This is a genomic window from Nitrincola salilacus (assembly GCF_046271865.1).
GTDB classification, from domain to species: domain Bacteria; phylum Pseudomonadota; class Gammaproteobacteria; order Pseudomonadales; family Balneatricaceae; genus Nitrincola; species Nitrincola salilacus.
This window is the reverse complement of the sequence record NZ_CP176580.1, coordinates 4,433,595-4,450,886: the sequence shown is the minus strand read 5'-3', so window position 1 is coordinate 4,450,886 and position 17,292 is coordinate 4,433,595. Positions and strand designations below refer to the sequence as shown.

Genomic DNA, 17,292 nt, shown 5'->3' with positions numbered 1-17,292 from the left:
GGTGTCCTATAATAATGATAATGAGGAAAAAACATGTCCATCAGCGTATTTGACCTGTTCAAGATTGGCGTAGGGCCTTCCAGCTCTCATACTGTGGGTCCAATGCGTGCCGCCTACGACTTCATTGCCGAGCTGCGTGAGCGCAACCTGCTGGAGGCCGTGACCCGAGTGGAGGTACGCCTGTTCGGCTCGCTGTCGGCTACTGGTGTCGGGCATGCCACTGATCTGGCGATCATCATGGGGTTGATGGGTGAGCGCCCTGATGAGATAGATCCCGCCAATATCATACCGCGTGTAGAAACGCTTAAAGAGACGCAGACCCTGCTGCTCGATAGCCGCCTGCCGATCGGTTTTGACTGGGCGCGTGACATGCTGTTTCTGGATGAGGTGTTACCGCACCATCCCAATGCGATGCGCCTGACGGCATGCGATGACAAGGGTGAGCTCTACAACAATACCTACTACTCAGTCGGTGGTGGCTTTGTCGTCACTGAGGCGGATGCACAGGATGACCAGTTGGTGCTGCATCAGTCCCCCTTGCCCTACGAATTCAACACAGCGGAAGAACTGCTGCGCCTGTGCAAACAACACAATTTCACCATCAGTGAGCTGATGCTGGAAAATGAGAAGGTCTGGCGCTCCGAGGAGGAGATCCGCAGTGGCCTGTGTCGCATCTGGAAAGCGATGGCAGACTGTGTCGAAAGTGGCCTCAAGCATGATGGTATCCTGCCAGGTGGGCTCAAGGTGCGTCGGCGCGCTGCGGCGTTTTACAAGCGTCTGGAGGCTGTCGAACAGAACAAGAGCGTCATCGCCAGCAACTTCTCGGTCATGGACTGGGTTAATGTCTACGCGCTGGCGGTGAATGAGGAGAACGCCGCAGGTGGGCGGATGGTAACAGCTCCAACCAATGGTGCAGCCGGTATCATCCCTGCAGTGCTTTTCTACTACATGAAGTTTGAGCCGACCGCCTCCGAGAAGCATGTTGTTGATTTCCTGCTGGCAGCGGGTGCCGTGGGCATACTGTGCAAGAAAAACGCCTCCATCTCCGGTGCCGAAGTCGGCTGCCAGGGGGAAGTGGGGTCTGCCTGTGCCATGGCAGCGGCGGGTTTATGCGAAGTGCTGGGCGGTACGCCGGAACAGGTGGAGAATGCTGCTGAGATTGGGCTTGAGCACAACCTCGGTTTGACCTGCGATCCAGTGGGTGGGCTGGTACAGGTGCCCTGCATCGAGCGTAACGCCATCGCCTCGGTCAAAGCGATTAACGCCGCGCAGATGGCCTTGCGCGGTGACGGTGAGCACTTCATCTCTCTGGATAAGGTGATCCGCACCATGCGCGACACCGGCCGCGACATGCAGGACAAGTACAAGGAAACCTCGAAAGGGGGGCTGGCGGTTAACGCGATTGAGTGTTGATTTATTGTGAGTGCAAGGGGCTAGCTAGGCTCCTTGCCTTTCATAGGATGACCTCATATCATGTAAATGAACATAGGAGTTATTTATGTCAATTTATGAGTTAACGCAAAAAGTCAAAACCTCTGGTCAAAAAAGAACCCATGAGCAGCGCATGAAATTGCTCAAAGAGGCTCATGTGCTTGATGCTCGCGGTGGCTTTGACCGTAAATTCTTTACATCCTCAGACTCCGATGATCATTCAGCGTCTTCTACTGTTCAGGCATAATGTATTCATCCAAGCCCTCTATCGTTTATGGGTTTCATGGCTTAGACAAAGATGTAGCCATCAAAATTCTCAATCAGCAAACTCAATTCAAACATAGCACCAATAAATATGACTGGTTGGGTAGCGGTATTTATTTTTGGGAAAATAACCTCGAAAGAGCCCAACAATATGCTATTCAAGATAGCCAACGTGCTGCGTCGAATGTTCAGACTCCTTTTACTTTGGGGGCCGTTATAGAACTGGGAAATTGTTTAGATTTACTTGATCAACAATACAACGATTTTCTAGGCGTCGTGTATCAGCAATTGAAAGATGACTTGGAAGCCGAAGGCAAACCGTTACCGGTAAATAAGCCTTTCGGGAAATCAGATTTTGATTTTAAGGCCCGAGAGCTTGATTGCGCTGTGATTCGTTATGCCTGTGCGCTTGCTAAGGCGGAAGGTCAGCCATTCGACTCTGTAAGGGCTGCATTTATCGAAGGTGAGCCTCTTTATGAGGGGGCCAGATTTTTCTCAGAAAACCACATTCAACTTGCGATAATCAACCCTGACTGTATAAAAGGAATATTTCTGCCTAGAAAATCGTCAACTGAAACAGTGTTTGCTGATGAAAAGCCAAGTTGTTCACTTTAATTTTCAATAAGTTGAATTGCCATGGCGTTAGCGATGGTATGTGTTTTGAGAACAACCGGAATAAAACTTGCCTGTGGCTTGATCGAGCTTTCTGCAAGCCCTTATGGCATATATTGCCTTAATTCCAGCTCGTTCTGCTTTCAGGACTCAGCATCATCGGACTTAGCATTATCGGCGAGTTCCTTGTTCGCGTGAGAGCCGGTAATTGGAAAGGAGGCGGCGAAAGCAACCAATCTGACTTGCATGTTGTGCATTTTATCAGTGGCTTGGTCCACCATCTCTTGGGCAGCCTTGCTGCGACAACTCAGCCCCTTATCGAGATAGTATTCGGTATCAATCGAACCATCACAGCGGCGGCGAATTGTGGGAATATCGTTCATGTTGTCCTCCCTGGACATTTGTTGACTACAATTATGGAGGGACCTATCCAGCCTCGCTTGAAGGGACCCTGCTCTTTTCCTTTAGAGCTCTGAAGGAAGGCTTTAAAATGCTTGAGTCTGGACCATACCGAGCGCAGCCCAGAAATATGCGCTTCGCTTTTGCCGATTGTGAACTCGATCTCGATGCGCATGTGTTGCGCATGGCGGGTGACGAGGTGCGTGTGGAACCTCAGGTTTTTGACCTGATCGCCTGCCTGGTTCTGGCCCGCGGAAGGCTCTTGAGCTATGAGGATCTGATGACTGAGGTTTGGCGTGGCCGCATTGTGTCGGATGCGACCATCGCCAGCAGGATCAGCATGGCGCGCAAAGCGGTCGGTGACGATGGCAAGCGTCAATCGGTAATCCGAACGGTTTCGCGATGCGGGGTTCAACTTGCCGTTCCAGTCACTGAGTTGCCAGGTACCATGCAATCCGGCATGACGGCCACGTCTGATGATGAGAAGCACAATCAAACCATCCGCTACACGAAGTCCAGAGACGGAACTGGAGTCGCGTGGGCCGAGTGTGGCGAAGGCCCTGTTTTGCTTCGGGCTGGTTACTGGCTAGGACACCTCGAACACGAATGGTCCAGTCTGGTCTGGCGTCCACTACTTGATCGCCTTTCGTCAGGACGGCGGCTGGTTCGTTACGATCCGCGTGGTACAGGATTGTCTGACCGACAGTTGAACGGAGCGACCGTCGAACAACTGGTCGATGATATGGAGGCGGTTGCAGATGCAGCCTCGCTGGAGACATTCCCTGTTTTTGCAATGAGCCAAAGCGTTCCGGTAGCTCTCGCCCTTGCCGCAAGAAGGCCTGAACGAGTGAGCCGACTCATCCTGTTGAACGGGTTTGTGCAGGGCTCGACAGTCCGGGGCGAGATCGAGAAGACCGAGACCTTTGTGGGTATGATACGCGCCGGTTGGGGCGTTCCCGGTTCAGCCTTCATGCGCGCACTTGCGACGGTATACATACCGAATTCGACGTCAGTTGAACTCAATAGCCTCGTTCAGATGCAGGTCTTGTCTGCCACGGCTGACGTTGCGGTAGAGCTCCGACAGATCATCGGCAGGATTGATGTGCGTCATTGCCTCGAACAAGTGGAGTGCCCGACATTGGTCGTGCACTTCTCCGGTGACCAGGTGCAGCCGTCAGAACAATCCAGAATCATGGCGCAAAAGCTGAAGAGTGTGGAGTTCCATCTTATGGAGTCTCAAAACCACATCCTGATTCCCAGCGACCCGATCTGGGCGATCTGCCATGATGAGATCGATCGGTTTTTGGCGCTTGGCAACGCTGGCCCTTAGATTGCGCGACAGTTATCAGCACGCTCAGTTCGAGCTGTGCAGCCGAATAGCGAGGCGCGGGCTATTCAATGCTGAAACCACCGGCTAACCGATGGCCTACGTCACTTCTTACTGGCGTCTCCGAGCCCTCTGCCCCGGTTTTCAGGACTATCGTACATCGCTCGATTGCAGTGCTTCATGCACCGCTCGCCCATGGCGTACGACAATCTCGGGCAGAGCCTGGATGTCGTTGGCACCGGTATGGAAGTTAACGATACAGGCACGCAGGACGTAGCGCCCGCCGATTACGGCGTTGGAGATGAATGCTTCACCGGAGGACTGGAGTCGTTCGAGGAGCTCCTGGTTGAGCTGATTAAGGTAGGTCTCGTCGATTTCAGCCTTGAGGTTCGGTGGCACATAGCGAAATGTCGTGATGCTGAGGTCCTGGCTCATCGCCTCGAGTTCCTCGTACGCGTCGACCTGCTCGTAGAGCTCACGCGAGAGCTGGATGTCGTCGCCGATCATCCGCACATACCCATTGCGCCCGGCCTGCTGGAGGGAGAGCCATACCTTCAGCGCCCTGAAGCCACGCGAATTCTGCGGTCCGAAGTCAAAGAAATTGGTCGCTTCCTCCCCGAAGTGGTAATAGACAGGATGGTACGAGAACGCCTCTCGCAGGCGTTCGGAATGTCGAACCAGCACGCAGCCAGCCTCCAGTGGGGCGTACAGCCACTTGTGGGGGTCGAGCGCTACCGAGTCAGCCAATGCAAGCGCCCGGAGATCATCAGAGGCCGTCGGCAGTGCTGCTGCAAACCCTCCGTAGGCACCGTCGACGTGTAGCCAGATGCCAGCCTCCCGGCAGACACGGGCGATTTCGACCAGCGGATCCACGGCGCCGGTGCTGACCGATCCCGCAGTTGCGGCGACCATAATGGGCCGCGCACCGGCCCTTTGGTCCTCGGTAATGGCATCGCGGAGCGCGTCCACATTCATACGTAGCCGGGCGTCCACCGGGATCCAGCGAATGGCATGAGTACCCAGACCGGCGATATCGACTGCCTTCTGGATCCAGGTGTGGGTCTCGGTGGAAGCGTAAACCCGAAGTGTCGCGGCATTGGGTCCGCCGATGCCGGTGTCGCGTACTGACGATCCGAGCGCCGCTACTCGCGCGGTGAGCAGGCCCACGATGTTCGCCATATTGCCGCCACTGACCAGCAGACCCCCGCAATCCCGCGGATACCCGACTAGCTCTGCGATCCACCGCACGGTCTGGACTTCAATCTCGCTTGCCACCGGTGACAGCCGCCAGGCACCGACATTCTGATTGACTGCCGCCGCGAGAAAGTCACCGAGCATGCCGATCGGCGCGGGCGAAGACGTCACATAGCCCATGAAACGGGGATGGGCATTAAACAGGGAGTGATCGAAAAGCAGCCGCGTCGCGCGTTCCAGCAGCTCCCCGCTATCGGTGCCGTTTTCCGGCAGCGCTGAATCACCGTCGATCAGTGCACGGATCGCATCGAGCGAATCGTTTGGAGTGACAGGGCGCTCGGGTAATGACTTGAGAAAATCGGCGATGGAATCAACCAGCGCATGGCCTGTACGGCGGAACGACTCGGCGTCCATTGCCAGTGGCGCCTCGCGCCCCTGATCAGACTCGATTGCGGAATTTTCGGTTCCGTCATGCATGGCTCACCTCCTGTGCCTCGAATGCACGATGGCATTCCTGGTCGAGCATACCAGCTACTTAAAGTTGGTATCCAAGAACTTTCACGATAGTGGATTTCCCGTCAATTGCAAATTGCAAATTGCAACGAAACTATTCCATGCATAAACGGCTAAACCTATGTCATTCATAGCCGACCGGCGAAGCTCAGTGAATCCAACTGGTTCTGAATGCTGACTCGAATACCGCCTACGCGAGTTTCTTCGTCCACCAGTTTTGCATGCACCAGCATCAAGTTGCGGATCGCACGCAGGTGAATCGAAGCCATATCAGTGAGTCGGATGATGCCCATGTCGAACGAACATATCTATGCCGATGCCTACCAACCCGGTCAGATCGCGCAACGGGTCGAGCGTATGGGGTGGCGAAAGCGCAGGCTGATGCGATGACATTTGATGAAAGTCAAAAATCCCGACTGATCTATCTGCTATTGTATCGCCTCTTCATGTTATGAAAAGCGTGATGAAGAATGTGATAAAGAGCGTGATGAAAAGCAGAGGTGATATATGGAGCTGGTATGCCCCGCAGGGAATCTTCCGGCCCTGAAGCAGGCGGTGGATCAGGGTGCGGATGCGGTCTATTTCGGTTTCAAGGACGCCACCAATGCACGGCAGTTCATCGGTCTTAACTTCAACGAAGCCCGCGCGCGGGAGGGTATCGAGTATGCGCATCAGCGCGGTTGTCGTGTCTTCTGTGCCATCAATACTTATCCACAACCTGCGGGCTGGGAGAGCTGGGCGGCAGCAGTGGATAAAGCGGCTGCTCTGGGTGTGGATGCGCTGATTCTGGCGGATATCGGCCTGCTGGATTATGCCGCCGAGCGCCATCCGACGATCGCCCGTCACCTGTCGGTGCAGGGGTCGGCAACCAGTCATGAAGCGCTGAGCTTTTATCAGCGCCAGTTCGGCATCCGTCGTGCGGTTTTGCCGCGGGTACTGTCCATCACACAGGTTGAGGATCTGGCTCGACAGAGTCCGGTGGAGCTTGAGGTGTTCGCCTTCGGCAGTCTGTGCATCATGGCCGAAGGGCGCTGTTATCTTTCCTCCTATCTGACCGATGAATCCCCCAACACCTGCGGTGCCTGTTCACCCGCTAAGGCGGTCCGCTGGCAGGAGACTGATCAGGGGATGGAGTCACGCCTGAATGGTGTGCTGATCGATCGCTTTGCCGCGGGTGAGAAGGCTGGCTATCCAACGCTGTGTAAAGGGCGTTTCCGGGTGGAGGATCAGCTCTACCATGCGATAGAGGAGCCGGTCAGCCTCAGTACGCTGGATCTGTTGCCGAAGCTGCAGGAGATCGGAATCAGTGCGGTCAAGATCGAGGGGCGTCAGCGCAGCCCGGCCTATGTGGAAAAGGTCACGCGGGTCTGGCGTCAGGCGCTGGATGCTTTGGGCCATAATACATTGGGCCATGATACATTGGGCCAAGACACGACAACAACGGGTGATATGGCTCGCTGGCAGATACAACTGGGGCAGTTGTCAGAGGGCAGTATGACAACGCTGGGTGCCTATCATCGCAAGTGGAAGTAATAAGATTGTTAATGGAGGTGGCCGGATGAAACTATCCCTTGGGCCGATACAGTATTTCTGGGCCGCAGAAGTGGTACGGGACTTTTATCGACAGGTAGCCACCTGGCCGGTGGAGATTGTCTATCTCGGTGAAACCGTCTGTTCACGCCGGCGCGAGCTGAAGCTGGATGATTGGCTGGCGATCGCACGGTCGCTCAGTGATGCAGGCAAGCAGGTGGTGCTGTCGAGCCAGACACTGATTGAGTCGGAAGGCGATCTGCGCCATCTGCGAAGGCTCTGTGAACAGGCGAGTCATGATGGCGGCAACTGGTTGATCGAAGCCAATGATCAGAGTGCACTGCAACTGCTGAGTGAGCAGGAAGTGCCGTTTGTGACGGGGCCCTCGGTGAATATCTATAACGCACGCACGCTGGGACTGCTGCACAAGCTTGGATTGCAGCGCTGGTGCCTGCCGGTGGAGCTGTCCCGTCATACACTGGAGGCGATGCAGGCCAGCATTGCGGAGCAGGGGCTGGCGCTGGAAACCGAGGTGTTTGCCTATGGACATCTGCCGCTGGCCTGGTCGGCGCGTTGTTTTACGGCGCGCTATCATGATCTGCCCAAGGATCGCTGTGAGTTTGTCTGTCAGCGTTATCCTGATGGTCTGATGATGAGTTCGCAGGAGTCTCAGGAGCTGTTTGTGTTGAATGGCATCCAGACGCTGTCGGGAGCCTGCTATGATCTGGCAGACCAACTGCCACTGATGCAACAACTGCAGGTGGCCGTTGTGCGCCTGAGTCCGCAGGCCAGTGGCATGGCCGAAGTAGTGGCTCGCTTTGATCGAATCAGACGTGGTCAGCAGGAGCCCTCCGATCAGATCAGACTCAGAGACCTCCAACACTGCAATGGCTACTGGTTCGGTAAGCCGGGGATGGAGCAGTGTGCCTCGTCCCCCGGCCTCTCGTAACGTTTTTTCGACACGCAGGTATCAGGCGGCCGCTCTGCCCGAGTGGCTCGCCGTACTGCGAAAAGGCTTCAATGTTGCCAGCCGGGTGCGGTAAAGATGCTCCACACGTAGCAGCAACTTGCCGACAGGACTTTTATCCACCGACCACTCGATACTGTCGAGTAGATTCTTGACGCCGAGCCCGAGTTCGGTGTCACCCTCGACCTGTATCCGGCGCTGAAAAAACAAACCATCGGCATCTTCCTCCTTTCTGGCCAGTGTCATAAAGGCGGCCATATCACCCAGAATAGTGGCTTCGCCGGGTTGATCAACCAGGCGCAGTTGGTTATTGACAAGGGTGAAGGTCAACTCCAGTTCGATATCACGCAGCTTCAGGCTGATATAGCGCCCCTCCAACAGTTCAAAATCGCCTGCCTCCAGGTATTCGGAAAAGATCAGATTGAACTGCGGTTCCAGCAGCTTGCGTTTAAGCATCAGGGGCATGTGTCGGTTGATCTGATGTGACAGCGCGCGGGGTGTTGGCAGCCGTTTCAGTGGTGACAGGGGCAGGGGCATCAGGAATCTCTCCAGGTTAAGCAAGGGCGTTGGGGTTATTTTAGTCGCTTGTGATCTTCTCAAACATGACATTAGTCAAGGTTTATTCTGTTTGACGCTATATGATTAAACACAACATATAGTGTTTATATGCTCATTAAATTCAACATATGGTGTTTATATGAGAATCGAACAGAAGGAAGGAGTGGCTGCCAGTCAGGTGGATGTTCGCCACACGATCGAGGAGTATCTGCAGCGGCAGGACTGGCGCATCAATGCCAACGCTAATCAGGGCTACTCGCTGGGCGGCATGGTGCTGAATGTGGCGGGCAAGGTGATTGCCAACTACTGGCTGGATCAGATCTATGATCAGGAGATCGGTCAGGCGCATCGTAACGCTGATCTGCATATTCATGATCTGGATATGCTGTCAGGTTACTGCGCTGGCTGGTCCTTGCGGCAGTTGCTGTTTGAAGGTTTCAACGGCGTGCCGGGTCGGGCAGAGAGTACCGCGCCGAAGCATCTTTCCAGTGCGCTGGGGCAGATGGTCAACTTTCTCGGTACGCTGCAGAATGAGTGGGCCGGGGCGCAGGCGTTCAGCTCCTTTGACACCTATCTGGCGCCCTATGTGCGCGCCGATCGCTTGAGCTATACCCAGGTGCGCCAACTGATTCAGGAGTTTATCTACAACCTGAATGTGCCATCGCGCTGGGGTACCCAGACACCCTTCACCAACCTGACCTTTGACTGGGTCTGCCCGGCCGATCTGGCGGAGCAGGTGCCGGTGATCGCCGGGGTTGAGCAGCCCTATACCTATGGCGATCTGCAGGTGGAGATGGATCTGATCAACCGTGCCTATCTGGAGGTGATGCGTGACGGCGATGCCTGCGGTCGCATCTTTACCTTTCCGATTCCGACCTACAACATCACACCGGAGTTTGACTGGGATTCACCCAATACCGATCTGCTGTTCGAACTCACCGCGAAATACGGTTTGCCCTATTTTCAGAACTTTCTCAACTCTGATCTGAAACCACATATGGTGCGCTCCATGTGCTGCCGCCTGCAACTGGATGTGCGTGAGTTGCTCAAGCGTGGCAATGGTCTGTTCGGTTCAGCAGAGCAGACCGGCTCCATCGGTGTGGTGACGATCAATTGCGCGCGGCTGGGTTATCTCTACAAGGGTGACTGGCCAGCATTGATCGCGGAGCTGGATCGCCTGATGGGACTGGCGCGTGACAGCCTGGAGGTGAAACGGCGCTGCGTGCAGCAGTGGATGGATGACGGGCTGTATCCCTACACCAAACGCTACCTCGGCACTTTGCGTAACCATTTCTCCACGATCGGTGTGAACGGCATCAATGAGATGCTGCGCAACTTCAGTAACAGCAACAACAGCGACGACCAACTGAACATTGCTCAGGGTGAGGGACATAACCTGGCGCTGGCACTGCTGGATCATATCCGTGAGCAGATGCAGCAGTTTCAGGCGCAGACAGGTCATCTGTATAACCTCGAAGCCACACCCGCTGAGGGCACCACCTATCGATTTGCCAAAGAGGACCGGCAGCGCTTTGCCGATATTCTGCAGGCGGGAACGCCGGAAAAACCCTACTACACCAACTCCAGCCAGCTCCCTGCCGGGCATACGGATGATCCCTTCGAGGCGCTGAGTCTGCAGGATGAGCTGCAAAGCAGATACACCGGCGGCACAGTGCTGCATCTGTATATGCGTGAGCGGGTATCCAGCCCCGCCGCCTGCAAACATCTGGTCAAGGCATCACTGAGCCGCTTCCGTCTGCCCTATCTGACGGTCACGCCAACCTTCTCCATCTGCCCGGTGCATGGCTATCTGGCGGGGGAACATGAGTTCTGTCCGAAGTGCGATGACGAGTTGCTACGTGAGAAAAGGTTGGGAGAGAAAAGAAAGCAGATCCATTCATTGAATCAAACGGTCACAACGACCACACAACCCTGAGGAATCTATTATGAATAACATAATTGCCATGAACACTGAGACAACCCTGACACCTGTCACCCTGAATGATAACGAGCGCCAGCGCTGTGAGGTCTGGACACGGGTGATGGGCTATCACCGTCCCGTCAGCCAGTTCAATCCCGGTAAACAGTCTGAGCATGGTGAGCGTCGCCACTTTTCAGAGCACAGCCTGAGTCACTGAACCTATCTGACTTGAACAGAAACGGAGCAACGGTATGTCTACCAGAGCAGCAGATCATCTGGCAATTGCTGGCGTAACCCCCATCAGCACATTGGATTATCCCGATCATCTGGCCTGTGTGATCTTCACTCAGGGTTGTCCGATGCGGTGTGGCTATTGCCATAATCCACAGATGATCAGTCGACAGCAGACACCCGATGCTCCGCGCTGGTCGGACCTGCGCGTTTTTCTTGAAGAGCGTGCAGGTCTGCTTCAGGCCGTGGTGTTCAGTGGTGGTGAACCCACATTGCAGAGCGCTTTGCTGGCGGCAGTCAGAGAGGCGTTTACTCTGGGCTATAAAATCGCATTGCATACCTCAGGGGTTTATCCCCAGCGGCTAAAACCCTTGCTGCCCTATCTGAGCTGGGTCGGTATGGATATCAAGGCACTGCCTGAGGATTACGATCAGGTGTGTGGGCGGCGGGGACTTTATCAGGGCGTTGAGCAAAGCCTCGAACTGCTGCTGCAGTCAAAGGTGGCTCAGGAGGTCAGAATCACCCTGCATCCCAACGACTTCAATCTGGCAAAGCTGGCGTTGTTGCTGGAGCAGTTGCAGGAGATGGGCGTCAGACATTGCGCTATTCAACTGGCCAGAGGCGGGCAGTGTCTTGATCCCGCCTATCGTGAGTTATCCAATCCCTTCGATCCTGAGCAGCTACAGACACTGATCAATCATCTCTGTATGGGCTTTTCCAGGCTTGAGCTGCGTACTGGTTGATACCGAATTAATTTATTAACCCGGTGGTAATTTACATCTGATTTATGTATAATGCCTGCATGAATATTGACGCACGCAAGCTCAGCCCAGAGCAACAGGAACTTCTTAGGCAGAAGTCGATTCGACTCCGCAAGAGAGGCAAAACCTTCCGTGAAATCGGTCAACTTCTCGACGTTCACCCCGATACTGTCGGGCGCTGGTACAAGCGCTACGAGACAGGCGGTGCCGCCGCTATTGCGGTTCAAAAACGAGGCCCTAAAAACAAACCACGTCGATTGAGTGAACAACAGGAGCAGCAGGTCATAGAAGCTGTTCGCGACCAGATGCCAGATCAGTACAAGCTTGGTTTCGCCCTGTGGACTCGTCGCGCTATTGCTCAGTTGATCAAGCAGCTCTGGGGCATCGACATACCTGTCCGTACAATGGGGGATTACCTCAAACGCTGGGGCTTCACACCACAGAAGCCGCTGAAGAAAGCATGGGAGCAGAACCCCTCCCGTGTCGATGCCTGGCTGAAGGAGGAGTATCCCCAGATCAAAGCGCGTGCAGAAGCGGAGAATGCCCAGATTTTCTGGGGTGATGAGACGGGTATCAAGAACAACACCCAGCACGGTCGGAGCTATGCACCGGTGGGTCAAACTCCGGTCCAGCCACTGCCTGCCAAGCGGGTGTCGCTGAATATGATTTCGGCGATCACCAATCAGGGCACTGTGCGCTTCATGTTGTATGAGTCGACGATGACAGCCAAGGTGTTGAAGAAATTCCTGCGGGCCTTGATTGAGTCGACACCCGGTAAGGTCTTCCTGATCCTGGACAACCTGCGGGTACATCATGCCAAAGTGGTGAAACGCTGGCTCGAACGTAAGGCGGTTAAGCGCTATCTGGAAGTCTTCTTTCTGCCGGCGTATTCGCCAGAGCTGAACCCGGATGAGTATCTGAACTGCGATCTGAAAGGCATGGTACATAGTGGTCCGGCTCCTCGGACAGTGGACGAGCTGAAGAACCGAACTCGCTCCTGCATGCGGACACTGCAGCGACGTCCCGAACGGGTGAAAAAGTACTTTAACTCTGAGCATATAGCCTATGCTGCATAGTCGATCTAAAATGCCACCGGGTTAATAACAAACTCTAATCAGTTATATTTTTTAATGGTTCTCTCAACCAAAGCCCCCCATGAAAATCCATTAGGCCATTTGCTTTTGCTTTGGCAACTTGTTCAGGTGATCCAATGATAGACTCATAGACCTCAGCATTGTCTTCAGGTATCCATCCTATATTAGAAATCAAACAGTTATCCCAGAAACTTTTACTATTATTTGATCGTCCATAAATGATAGGGCAACCAATTTCTTTTGCCATTGCAATACGACTTATCAATCCAAAAAAGTCGTTCGGACTCAACCATGTGGACAGCATTCTTGGGTCTGTCGGTTGTTCGAAACAAGAACCGATTCGGACAATGGCTGTCTCGATTCCGTATTTTTCATAATACATCCTCGCAACGGCTTCACCAAAAACCTTAGACACGCCATAATAGCTATCAGGCTTTGGTATTGCATTCGCATCAATATTCTCCTCACAGCGATAAGCCCCCACGGTGTGATTAGAGCTGGCAAAAATTATTCTAGGCTTGTTACAGTTTAAGGCAGCTCGATAAAGATTATGGACACCAATGATATTAGCCGGAAAAATATCATCCCAGCTTTGTTCTGTTGAAACGCCACCTAAGTGCAATATTAAATCTGCACCTAAAACTGCACGTTTTACGTCAGCATAATTGGCCAAATCAGCGACAACACTTTCCTCATGATGTGATAGATCATTGATGGATGAGATATCACTAAGGCGGACATTATTTGCAATTCGATGGAGCATTGGTCTCATCAAACTTGCGACACCACCTTTAGCTCCGGTAATGAGTATAGTATCAATCATAACATTAATTTCCGAATAGCCGAGGCAGAGTTAATGATATTTCTGGTATGTAAGTTGTTGCCAAAAGAGCTATCAGAATAGAAAGATAAAAAGGCCATACTGTTCTCAATACACTCTCGATTTTGACTTTTGCAACAGCGCATCCGACAAATAAGCAGGCTCCTACAGGTGGAGTGGTCAGGCCCAACCCTAAGTTCATCATCAGGATCATACCGAATTGGACAGGGTCCATGCCAAACTCACGAACAACTGGAAGAAATATCGGAGTACAGATAAGAATCAGGGCTGCCATATCCATGAACATCCCAAGGACCAGTAAAGCAATATTTATCAAAAGCAAAATAGCTATTTTGTTATCTGAAATTGCTAACATTCCCTCTTTAATTATCAGAGGCACCTCATAAAGTGCCAGGAAGTAGGCAAATGCAGTAGCTGAACCCACGAGTATCATCACTAATGAGGTAGTCCGGGCCGCTTGTGTCAAGCTCTTCGTAAATGCCTCCCAGGTTAATGTACGATAGACAAAAAAAGTGACTAGAATTGCCCATATCGCGCCCATTGCAGCAGACTCAGTGACCGTAAATATGCCAGATAATACCCCACCAATGATGACAACAGCCGTCAGGAAGCCTGGAATAGCATATATAGCTGATACTATAAGTGCTCTGGCACCTGGAAAAGGTTTTGATGGATAGCCCCTTTTTACTGCTATTAACCATGCAGTGAATGCTAACATGATGCACATCAGGATACCGGGCACAATACCGGCTAAAAATAGGCTGGATATAGATACGCCTCCCCCAGCAGCCAGTGCATATAGAATCATATTATGGCTCGGTGGAATCATAATTCCCGCAATAGAAGAGGTAACTGTTACATTGACGGAGTAGTCATCATCATATTTTTGCTCTCGCATCATAGGAATTAACACCGAGCCCAAGGCAGATGTATCCGCAACTGCCGAACCGGAAATTCCACCAAATAGCATTGAACTAGAAACATTCACTATCCCTAGACCACCACGAAATCTTCCAACCAGGTTATCTGCAAAGACAACTAAACGCTTTGCAATTTGACCATGCATCATGAGCTCACCGGCAAATACGAAAAATGGTATAGCCAGTAAGGAAAAGCTGCTCATACCGGCAACCATGCGCTGGAATGTTAATAATGCAGGAGTGCCCTCATAGAATGTAGCACCTATTGCGGCAATCAATAATGAGAATGCTATTGGAAAACCAAGTGCCATAGTAATAATGAAGAGACCAATTAAAATGGAGATACCCATTAGTTTTTCTCCTCATTACGACTCAGCAGAATAATTTTTTCAATCATGAAGATCATAATCAATGCACCGCATATAACAAGTGGCAAATAGCGCATTCCCTGAGGAATGCCCAGTAGCGGGATCTTTCGTCCCCAAGTCCCTATCACAAGAGAAAATGAATACCAAGACATGAGTGCACCCACCATAAATAATGAAGTGGTAGTCAGGAAATCCAGGAAACGCCGTACTCTGGGTGACAGAAAGTCAACAAAGAAAGTAATACCAAGGTGGAAGTTTTCTCTCAGCCCAACAGCAGAAACAGGCAGCACAACAACTAAAACGAGAAGAAGTGCAAGGTTCTCTGCCCATGTAGGGGAATCATTAAGGATGTAGCGTCCCCAGACCTGATAGCCCATAAGAATGATGAGAAAAATCAGGGCCAGGGAGGCCAGTGCGATGATAATTTTAGTTATCCAGTCGAATATGACCATTTCATGCACTCTGGTAATGAGTTTGAACAACCCTCTCTCGAGGGCTGTTGTAACTAGCGATACTTTTACTCGACCGATTGGATTTTAGAAAGGATATCTTTGACCTCTGGATCAGTAGCAAACTCAGCATAAACAGGCTGCATTGCATTGATGAAGTCTGTTTTGTCGTCCAACTCTACAATAGTTGCACCAGAGTCACGAATTATCTGTTCAGATTTCTCCTCACGTTGCGCCCAGAGTGTACGCTGTAAATCAGCACTGTCTCGCGCACTTTGTTTGAATATCGCTTTTTCTTCGTCTGATAACTTATTCCAAACAGACTTGTTGATAGCAAACACTTCCGGGACGATGGTGTGCTGGTCGAGCAAGTAGTATTTAGCTACCTGATAGTGACTGGTCGATTCGTATGAGGGCCAGTTATTTTCTGCACCATCAACAACTCCCGATTGGATCGAAGTATAAACCTCACCGAATGGGATCGGAGTGGCGTTGGCACCAAGCGCCTCGACCATGGCCACATTAACATCAGAGTTTTGCACTCGAATCTTTAAACCTTTGAGGTCATCAATTGAGTTCAGTGGCTTATTGGCATAGAAAGACCGGGAACCACTGTCGTACCACGCTAATGCAACCATATCAGCTGCTTCCATAGCTTTGCCGATTTCATCTCCGACAGCCCCATCCATAACGCGGTGCATGTGCTCTACAGATTTGAATGCATATGGCAGTGTTGTGGCCTGAGTGGCCGACACTATGTTGTTCAGTGGAACCAGATTAAACACTGCAAAGTCTACTACACCGAACTGAAGAAGCTCAATGGCATCGTCTTGTTGGCCAAGCTGTGCTGAATGATAGGCTTTTGGCGTGTAGCTCCCATTGGTACGTTCTGCAATCAGTTTCCCAAATTCATCCATGGCAACTGATACTGGATAGTCAGGCTGGTGTCCATTCCAGCCTTTCAGCTCTTTGGCTTGAGCAGTGATGACAAGGGCTGCAGCACTGATGGCTATGACTGTTTTGAAAAACAACGGATGAAGTTGCATCTTTGTATCTCCTTGGTTTATTTTTATTGTTACTATTGGCAGTTAAGTTATGTCTTGTTGTTTTATCTTGTCATACAAGTTGTGTCAAGTCTGTCGTTACCATTTTTCTTTGAGTAAGCGTATGAGCAGTACTTCAAAAAGTGAAAGGGCCAATCTGGTTGTCAAAATTTCCAAAGAGTTGATGGATCAGATCACAGGTGAGCTCTATGCCATCGGTGATAAGTTGCCTAGTGAGTCTTATTTGTCTGAGACCTACGGCGTTAGTCGAACAGTCGTAAGGGAAGCCATCGCCTCACTACGAGCCGGTGGTATTGTTGAGACCCGCCAGGGTGCTGGAGCCTTCGTGGCCAGCAAGCTTAACTTTGGTCAGAAAGGATTCAGGCCAATTGATTTAGCAAGGGTTTCGTCAATTATAGAGGTGCTCGAAATGCGCATCGCTGTAGAGTCGGAAGCTGCAGCGCTTGCCGCAGAGCGACGTTCACCAACTCAGGCAGCCAAAATAGTTGAAGCCGTTCGGAAGTTTGGTCACAGGGTAGAAAGCGGGGAAAACTCGACGAAGGAAGACTTTGAATTCCATGCTGTAATTGCCGAAGCGACAAATAACAGCCGCTTCATTGAATTTTTGGATATGGTTGAAGCTGCCATTAGCCCGAGGAGTCAGTTAGATGGACCTATGTCGGATGTGACGCGTGACAAGGCATACTTTGAAAACATCTACAAGGAACACAAAAAGATTGCAGATGCTATTTATGCGAAAGATGTGAGGGGTGCCAGGCAAGCCATGCGGGAGCACATTAGCGGCACCTTGAATAGATATGCAGATTTACTGATATCTGGAAACTTGTAAGACAAGTGTTGACAAGATG

General features: G+C 51.9%; 19 protein-coding genes. 11 read left to right on the top strand and 8 right to left on the bottom strand.

Annotated features, from left to right (window positions below):
* Positions 1-33 precede the first annotated feature (33 nt).
* The 3 genes from ACK3CJ_RS20485 (at position 34) to ACK3CJ_RS20475 (ending at position 2,310) form a co-directional block, all read left to right on the top strand.
* On the top strand, positions 34-1,413 hold the full coding sequence (locus tag ACK3CJ_RS20485) for an L-serine ammonia-lyase (RefSeq protein ID WP_409524047.1): 1,380 nt from the start codon (positions 34-36) through the stop codon (positions 1,411-1,413).
* Positions 1,414-1,498: 85 nt separating this feature from the next.
* A complete protein-coding gene (locus ACK3CJ_RS20480) occupies positions 1,499-1,678 on the top strand; it encodes a hypothetical protein (RefSeq protein WP_409524046.1) in 180 nt (59 codons plus the stop codon).
* On the top strand, positions 1,678-2,310 hold the full coding sequence (locus ACK3CJ_RS20475) for a hypothetical protein (RefSeq protein ID WP_409524045.1): 633 nt from the start codon (positions 1,678-1,680) through the stop codon (positions 2,308-2,310). Before ACK3CJ_RS20480 ends, ACK3CJ_RS20475 begins: the two co-directional genes overlap by 1 nt.
* A 140-nt stretch (positions 2,311-2,450) precedes the next feature.
* Here ACK3CJ_RS20475 and ACK3CJ_RS20470 read toward each other — a convergent pair whose 3' ends face one another.
* On the bottom strand, positions 2,451-2,690 hold the full coding sequence (locus tag ACK3CJ_RS20470; protein ID WP_409524044.1) for a hypothetical protein: 240 nt from the start codon (positions 2,688-2,690) through the stop codon (positions 2,451-2,453).
* Between the two features lie 146 nt (positions 2,691-2,836).
* On the opposite strand from ACK3CJ_RS20470, the gene ACK3CJ_RS20465 reads away from it, so the two are divergent.
* Positions 2,837-4,036, top strand: coding sequence for an alpha/beta fold hydrolase (locus tag ACK3CJ_RS20465; RefSeq protein ID WP_409524043.1), 1,200 nt, complete (start codon positions 2,837-2,839; stop codon positions 4,034-4,036).
* Positions 4,037-4,183: 147 nt separating this feature from the next.
* Here the strand turns inward: ACK3CJ_RS20465 and ACK3CJ_RS20460 are convergent, their stop codons facing one another.
* Both ACK3CJ_RS20460 and ACK3CJ_RS20455 read right to left on the bottom strand, forming a co-directional pair.
* The gene (locus ACK3CJ_RS20460; RefSeq protein ID WP_409524042.1) at positions 4,184-5,704 is read right to left on the bottom strand and encodes a pyridoxal phosphate-dependent decarboxylase family protein; all 1,521 of its coding nucleotides are present in this window, start codon (positions 5,702-5,704) and stop codon (positions 4,184-4,186) included.
* Between the two features lie 164 nt (positions 5,705-5,868).
* Entirely contained in the window at positions 5,869-6,033 is a 165-nt protein-coding gene (locus ACK3CJ_RS20455) for a hypothetical protein (RefSeq protein WP_409524041.1), read from the bottom strand.
* Between the two features lie 214 nt (positions 6,034-6,247).
* Here ACK3CJ_RS20455 and ubiU point away from each other — a divergent pair, with 214 nt between their 5' ends.
* Both ubiU and ACK3CJ_RS20445 read left to right on the top strand, forming a co-directional pair.
* Positions 6,248-7,273 carry a ubiquinone anaerobic biosynthesis protein UbiU gene (gene ubiU, locus ACK3CJ_RS20450; RefSeq protein ID WP_409524040.1) on the top strand — a complete coding sequence of 342 codons (1,026 nt, stop codon included), beginning with the start codon at positions 6,248-6,250 and terminating at the stop codon, positions 7,271-7,273.
* A 25-nt stretch (positions 7,274-7,298) separates the two neighbouring features.
* Positions 7,299-8,219: a U32 family peptidase gene (locus ACK3CJ_RS20445; RefSeq protein WP_409524039.1), complete on the top strand. Its 921-nt coding sequence runs from the start codon at positions 7,299-7,301 to the stop codon at positions 8,217-8,219.
* Positions 8,220-8,240: 21 nt separating this feature from the next.
* On the opposite strand, the gene ubiT is transcribed toward ACK3CJ_RS20445, so the two are convergent.
* Positions 8,241-8,774: a ubiquinone anaerobic biosynthesis accessory factor UbiT gene (ubiT, locus tag ACK3CJ_RS20440; protein ID WP_409524038.1), complete on the bottom strand. Its 534-nt coding sequence runs from the start codon at positions 8,772-8,774 to the stop codon at positions 8,241-8,243.
* A gap of 160 nt (positions 8,775-8,934) precedes the next feature.
* Between ubiT and ACK3CJ_RS20435 the strand changes: the two genes are divergently transcribed.
* Genes ACK3CJ_RS20435 through ACK3CJ_RS20420 form a run of 4 tightly spaced genes read left to right on the top strand, consistent with a single transcriptional unit; the run spans position 8,935 to position 12,784 of the window.
* Positions 8,935-10,731: a ribonucleoside triphosphate reductase gene (locus ACK3CJ_RS20435; protein WP_409524037.1), complete on the top strand. Its 1,797-nt coding sequence runs from the start codon at positions 8,935-8,937 to the stop codon at positions 10,729-10,731.
* 28 nt (positions 10,732-10,759) lie between these two features.
* Complete coding sequence (gene nrdD, locus ACK3CJ_RS20430) at positions 10,760-10,933, top strand: anaerobic ribonucleoside-triphosphate reductase (protein ID WP_409526630.1); 174 nt, start codon at positions 10,760-10,762, stop codon at positions 10,931-10,933.
* Positions 10,934-10,967: 34 nt separating this feature from the next.
* Positions 10,968-11,690, top strand: coding sequence for an anaerobic ribonucleoside-triphosphate reductase activating protein (locus tag ACK3CJ_RS20425; protein ID WP_409524036.1), 723 nt, complete (start codon positions 10,968-10,970; stop codon positions 11,688-11,690).
* Positions 11,691-11,749: 59 nt separating this feature from the next.
* Positions 11,750-12,784: an IS630 family transposase gene (locus ACK3CJ_RS20420; protein ID WP_409523339.1), complete on the top strand. Its 1,035-nt coding sequence runs from the start codon at positions 11,750-11,752 to the stop codon at positions 12,782-12,784.
* Between the two features lie 34 nt (positions 12,785-12,818).
* On the opposite strand, the gene ACK3CJ_RS20415 is transcribed toward ACK3CJ_RS20420, so the two are convergent.
* The 4 genes from ACK3CJ_RS20415 to ACK3CJ_RS20400 form a co-directional block, all read right to left on the bottom strand.
* Positions 12,819-13,625, bottom strand: coding sequence for an NAD-dependent epimerase/dehydratase family protein (locus ACK3CJ_RS20415; RefSeq protein WP_409524035.1), 807 nt, complete (start codon positions 13,623-13,625; stop codon positions 12,819-12,821).
* Positions 13,626-13,629: 4 nt separating this feature from the next.
* The gene (locus ACK3CJ_RS20410) at positions 13,630-14,913 is read right to left on the bottom strand and encodes a TRAP transporter large permease (RefSeq protein ID WP_409524034.1); all 1,284 of its coding nucleotides are present in this window, start codon (positions 14,911-14,913) and stop codon (positions 13,630-13,632) included.
* A complete protein-coding gene (locus ACK3CJ_RS20405) occupies positions 14,913-15,383 on the bottom strand; it encodes a TRAP transporter small permease (protein WP_409524033.1) in 471 nt (156 codons plus the stop codon). Before ACK3CJ_RS20405 ends, ACK3CJ_RS20410 begins: the two co-directional genes overlap by 1 nt.
* Positions 15,384-15,448: 65 nt before the next feature.
* Positions 15,449-16,426, bottom strand: a complete 978-nt coding sequence (locus ACK3CJ_RS20400) for a TRAP transporter substrate-binding protein (RefSeq protein ID WP_409524032.1) — start codon at positions 16,424-16,426, stop codon at positions 15,449-15,451.
* Between the two features lie 121 nt (positions 16,427-16,547).
* Here ACK3CJ_RS20400 and ACK3CJ_RS20395 point away from each other — a divergent pair, with 121 nt between their 5' ends.
* Entirely contained in the window at positions 16,548-17,273 is a 726-nt protein-coding gene (locus ACK3CJ_RS20395; RefSeq protein WP_409524031.1) for a FadR/GntR family transcriptional regulator, read from the top strand.
* The last annotated feature ends 19 nt before the right edge of the window (positions 17,274-17,292 follow it).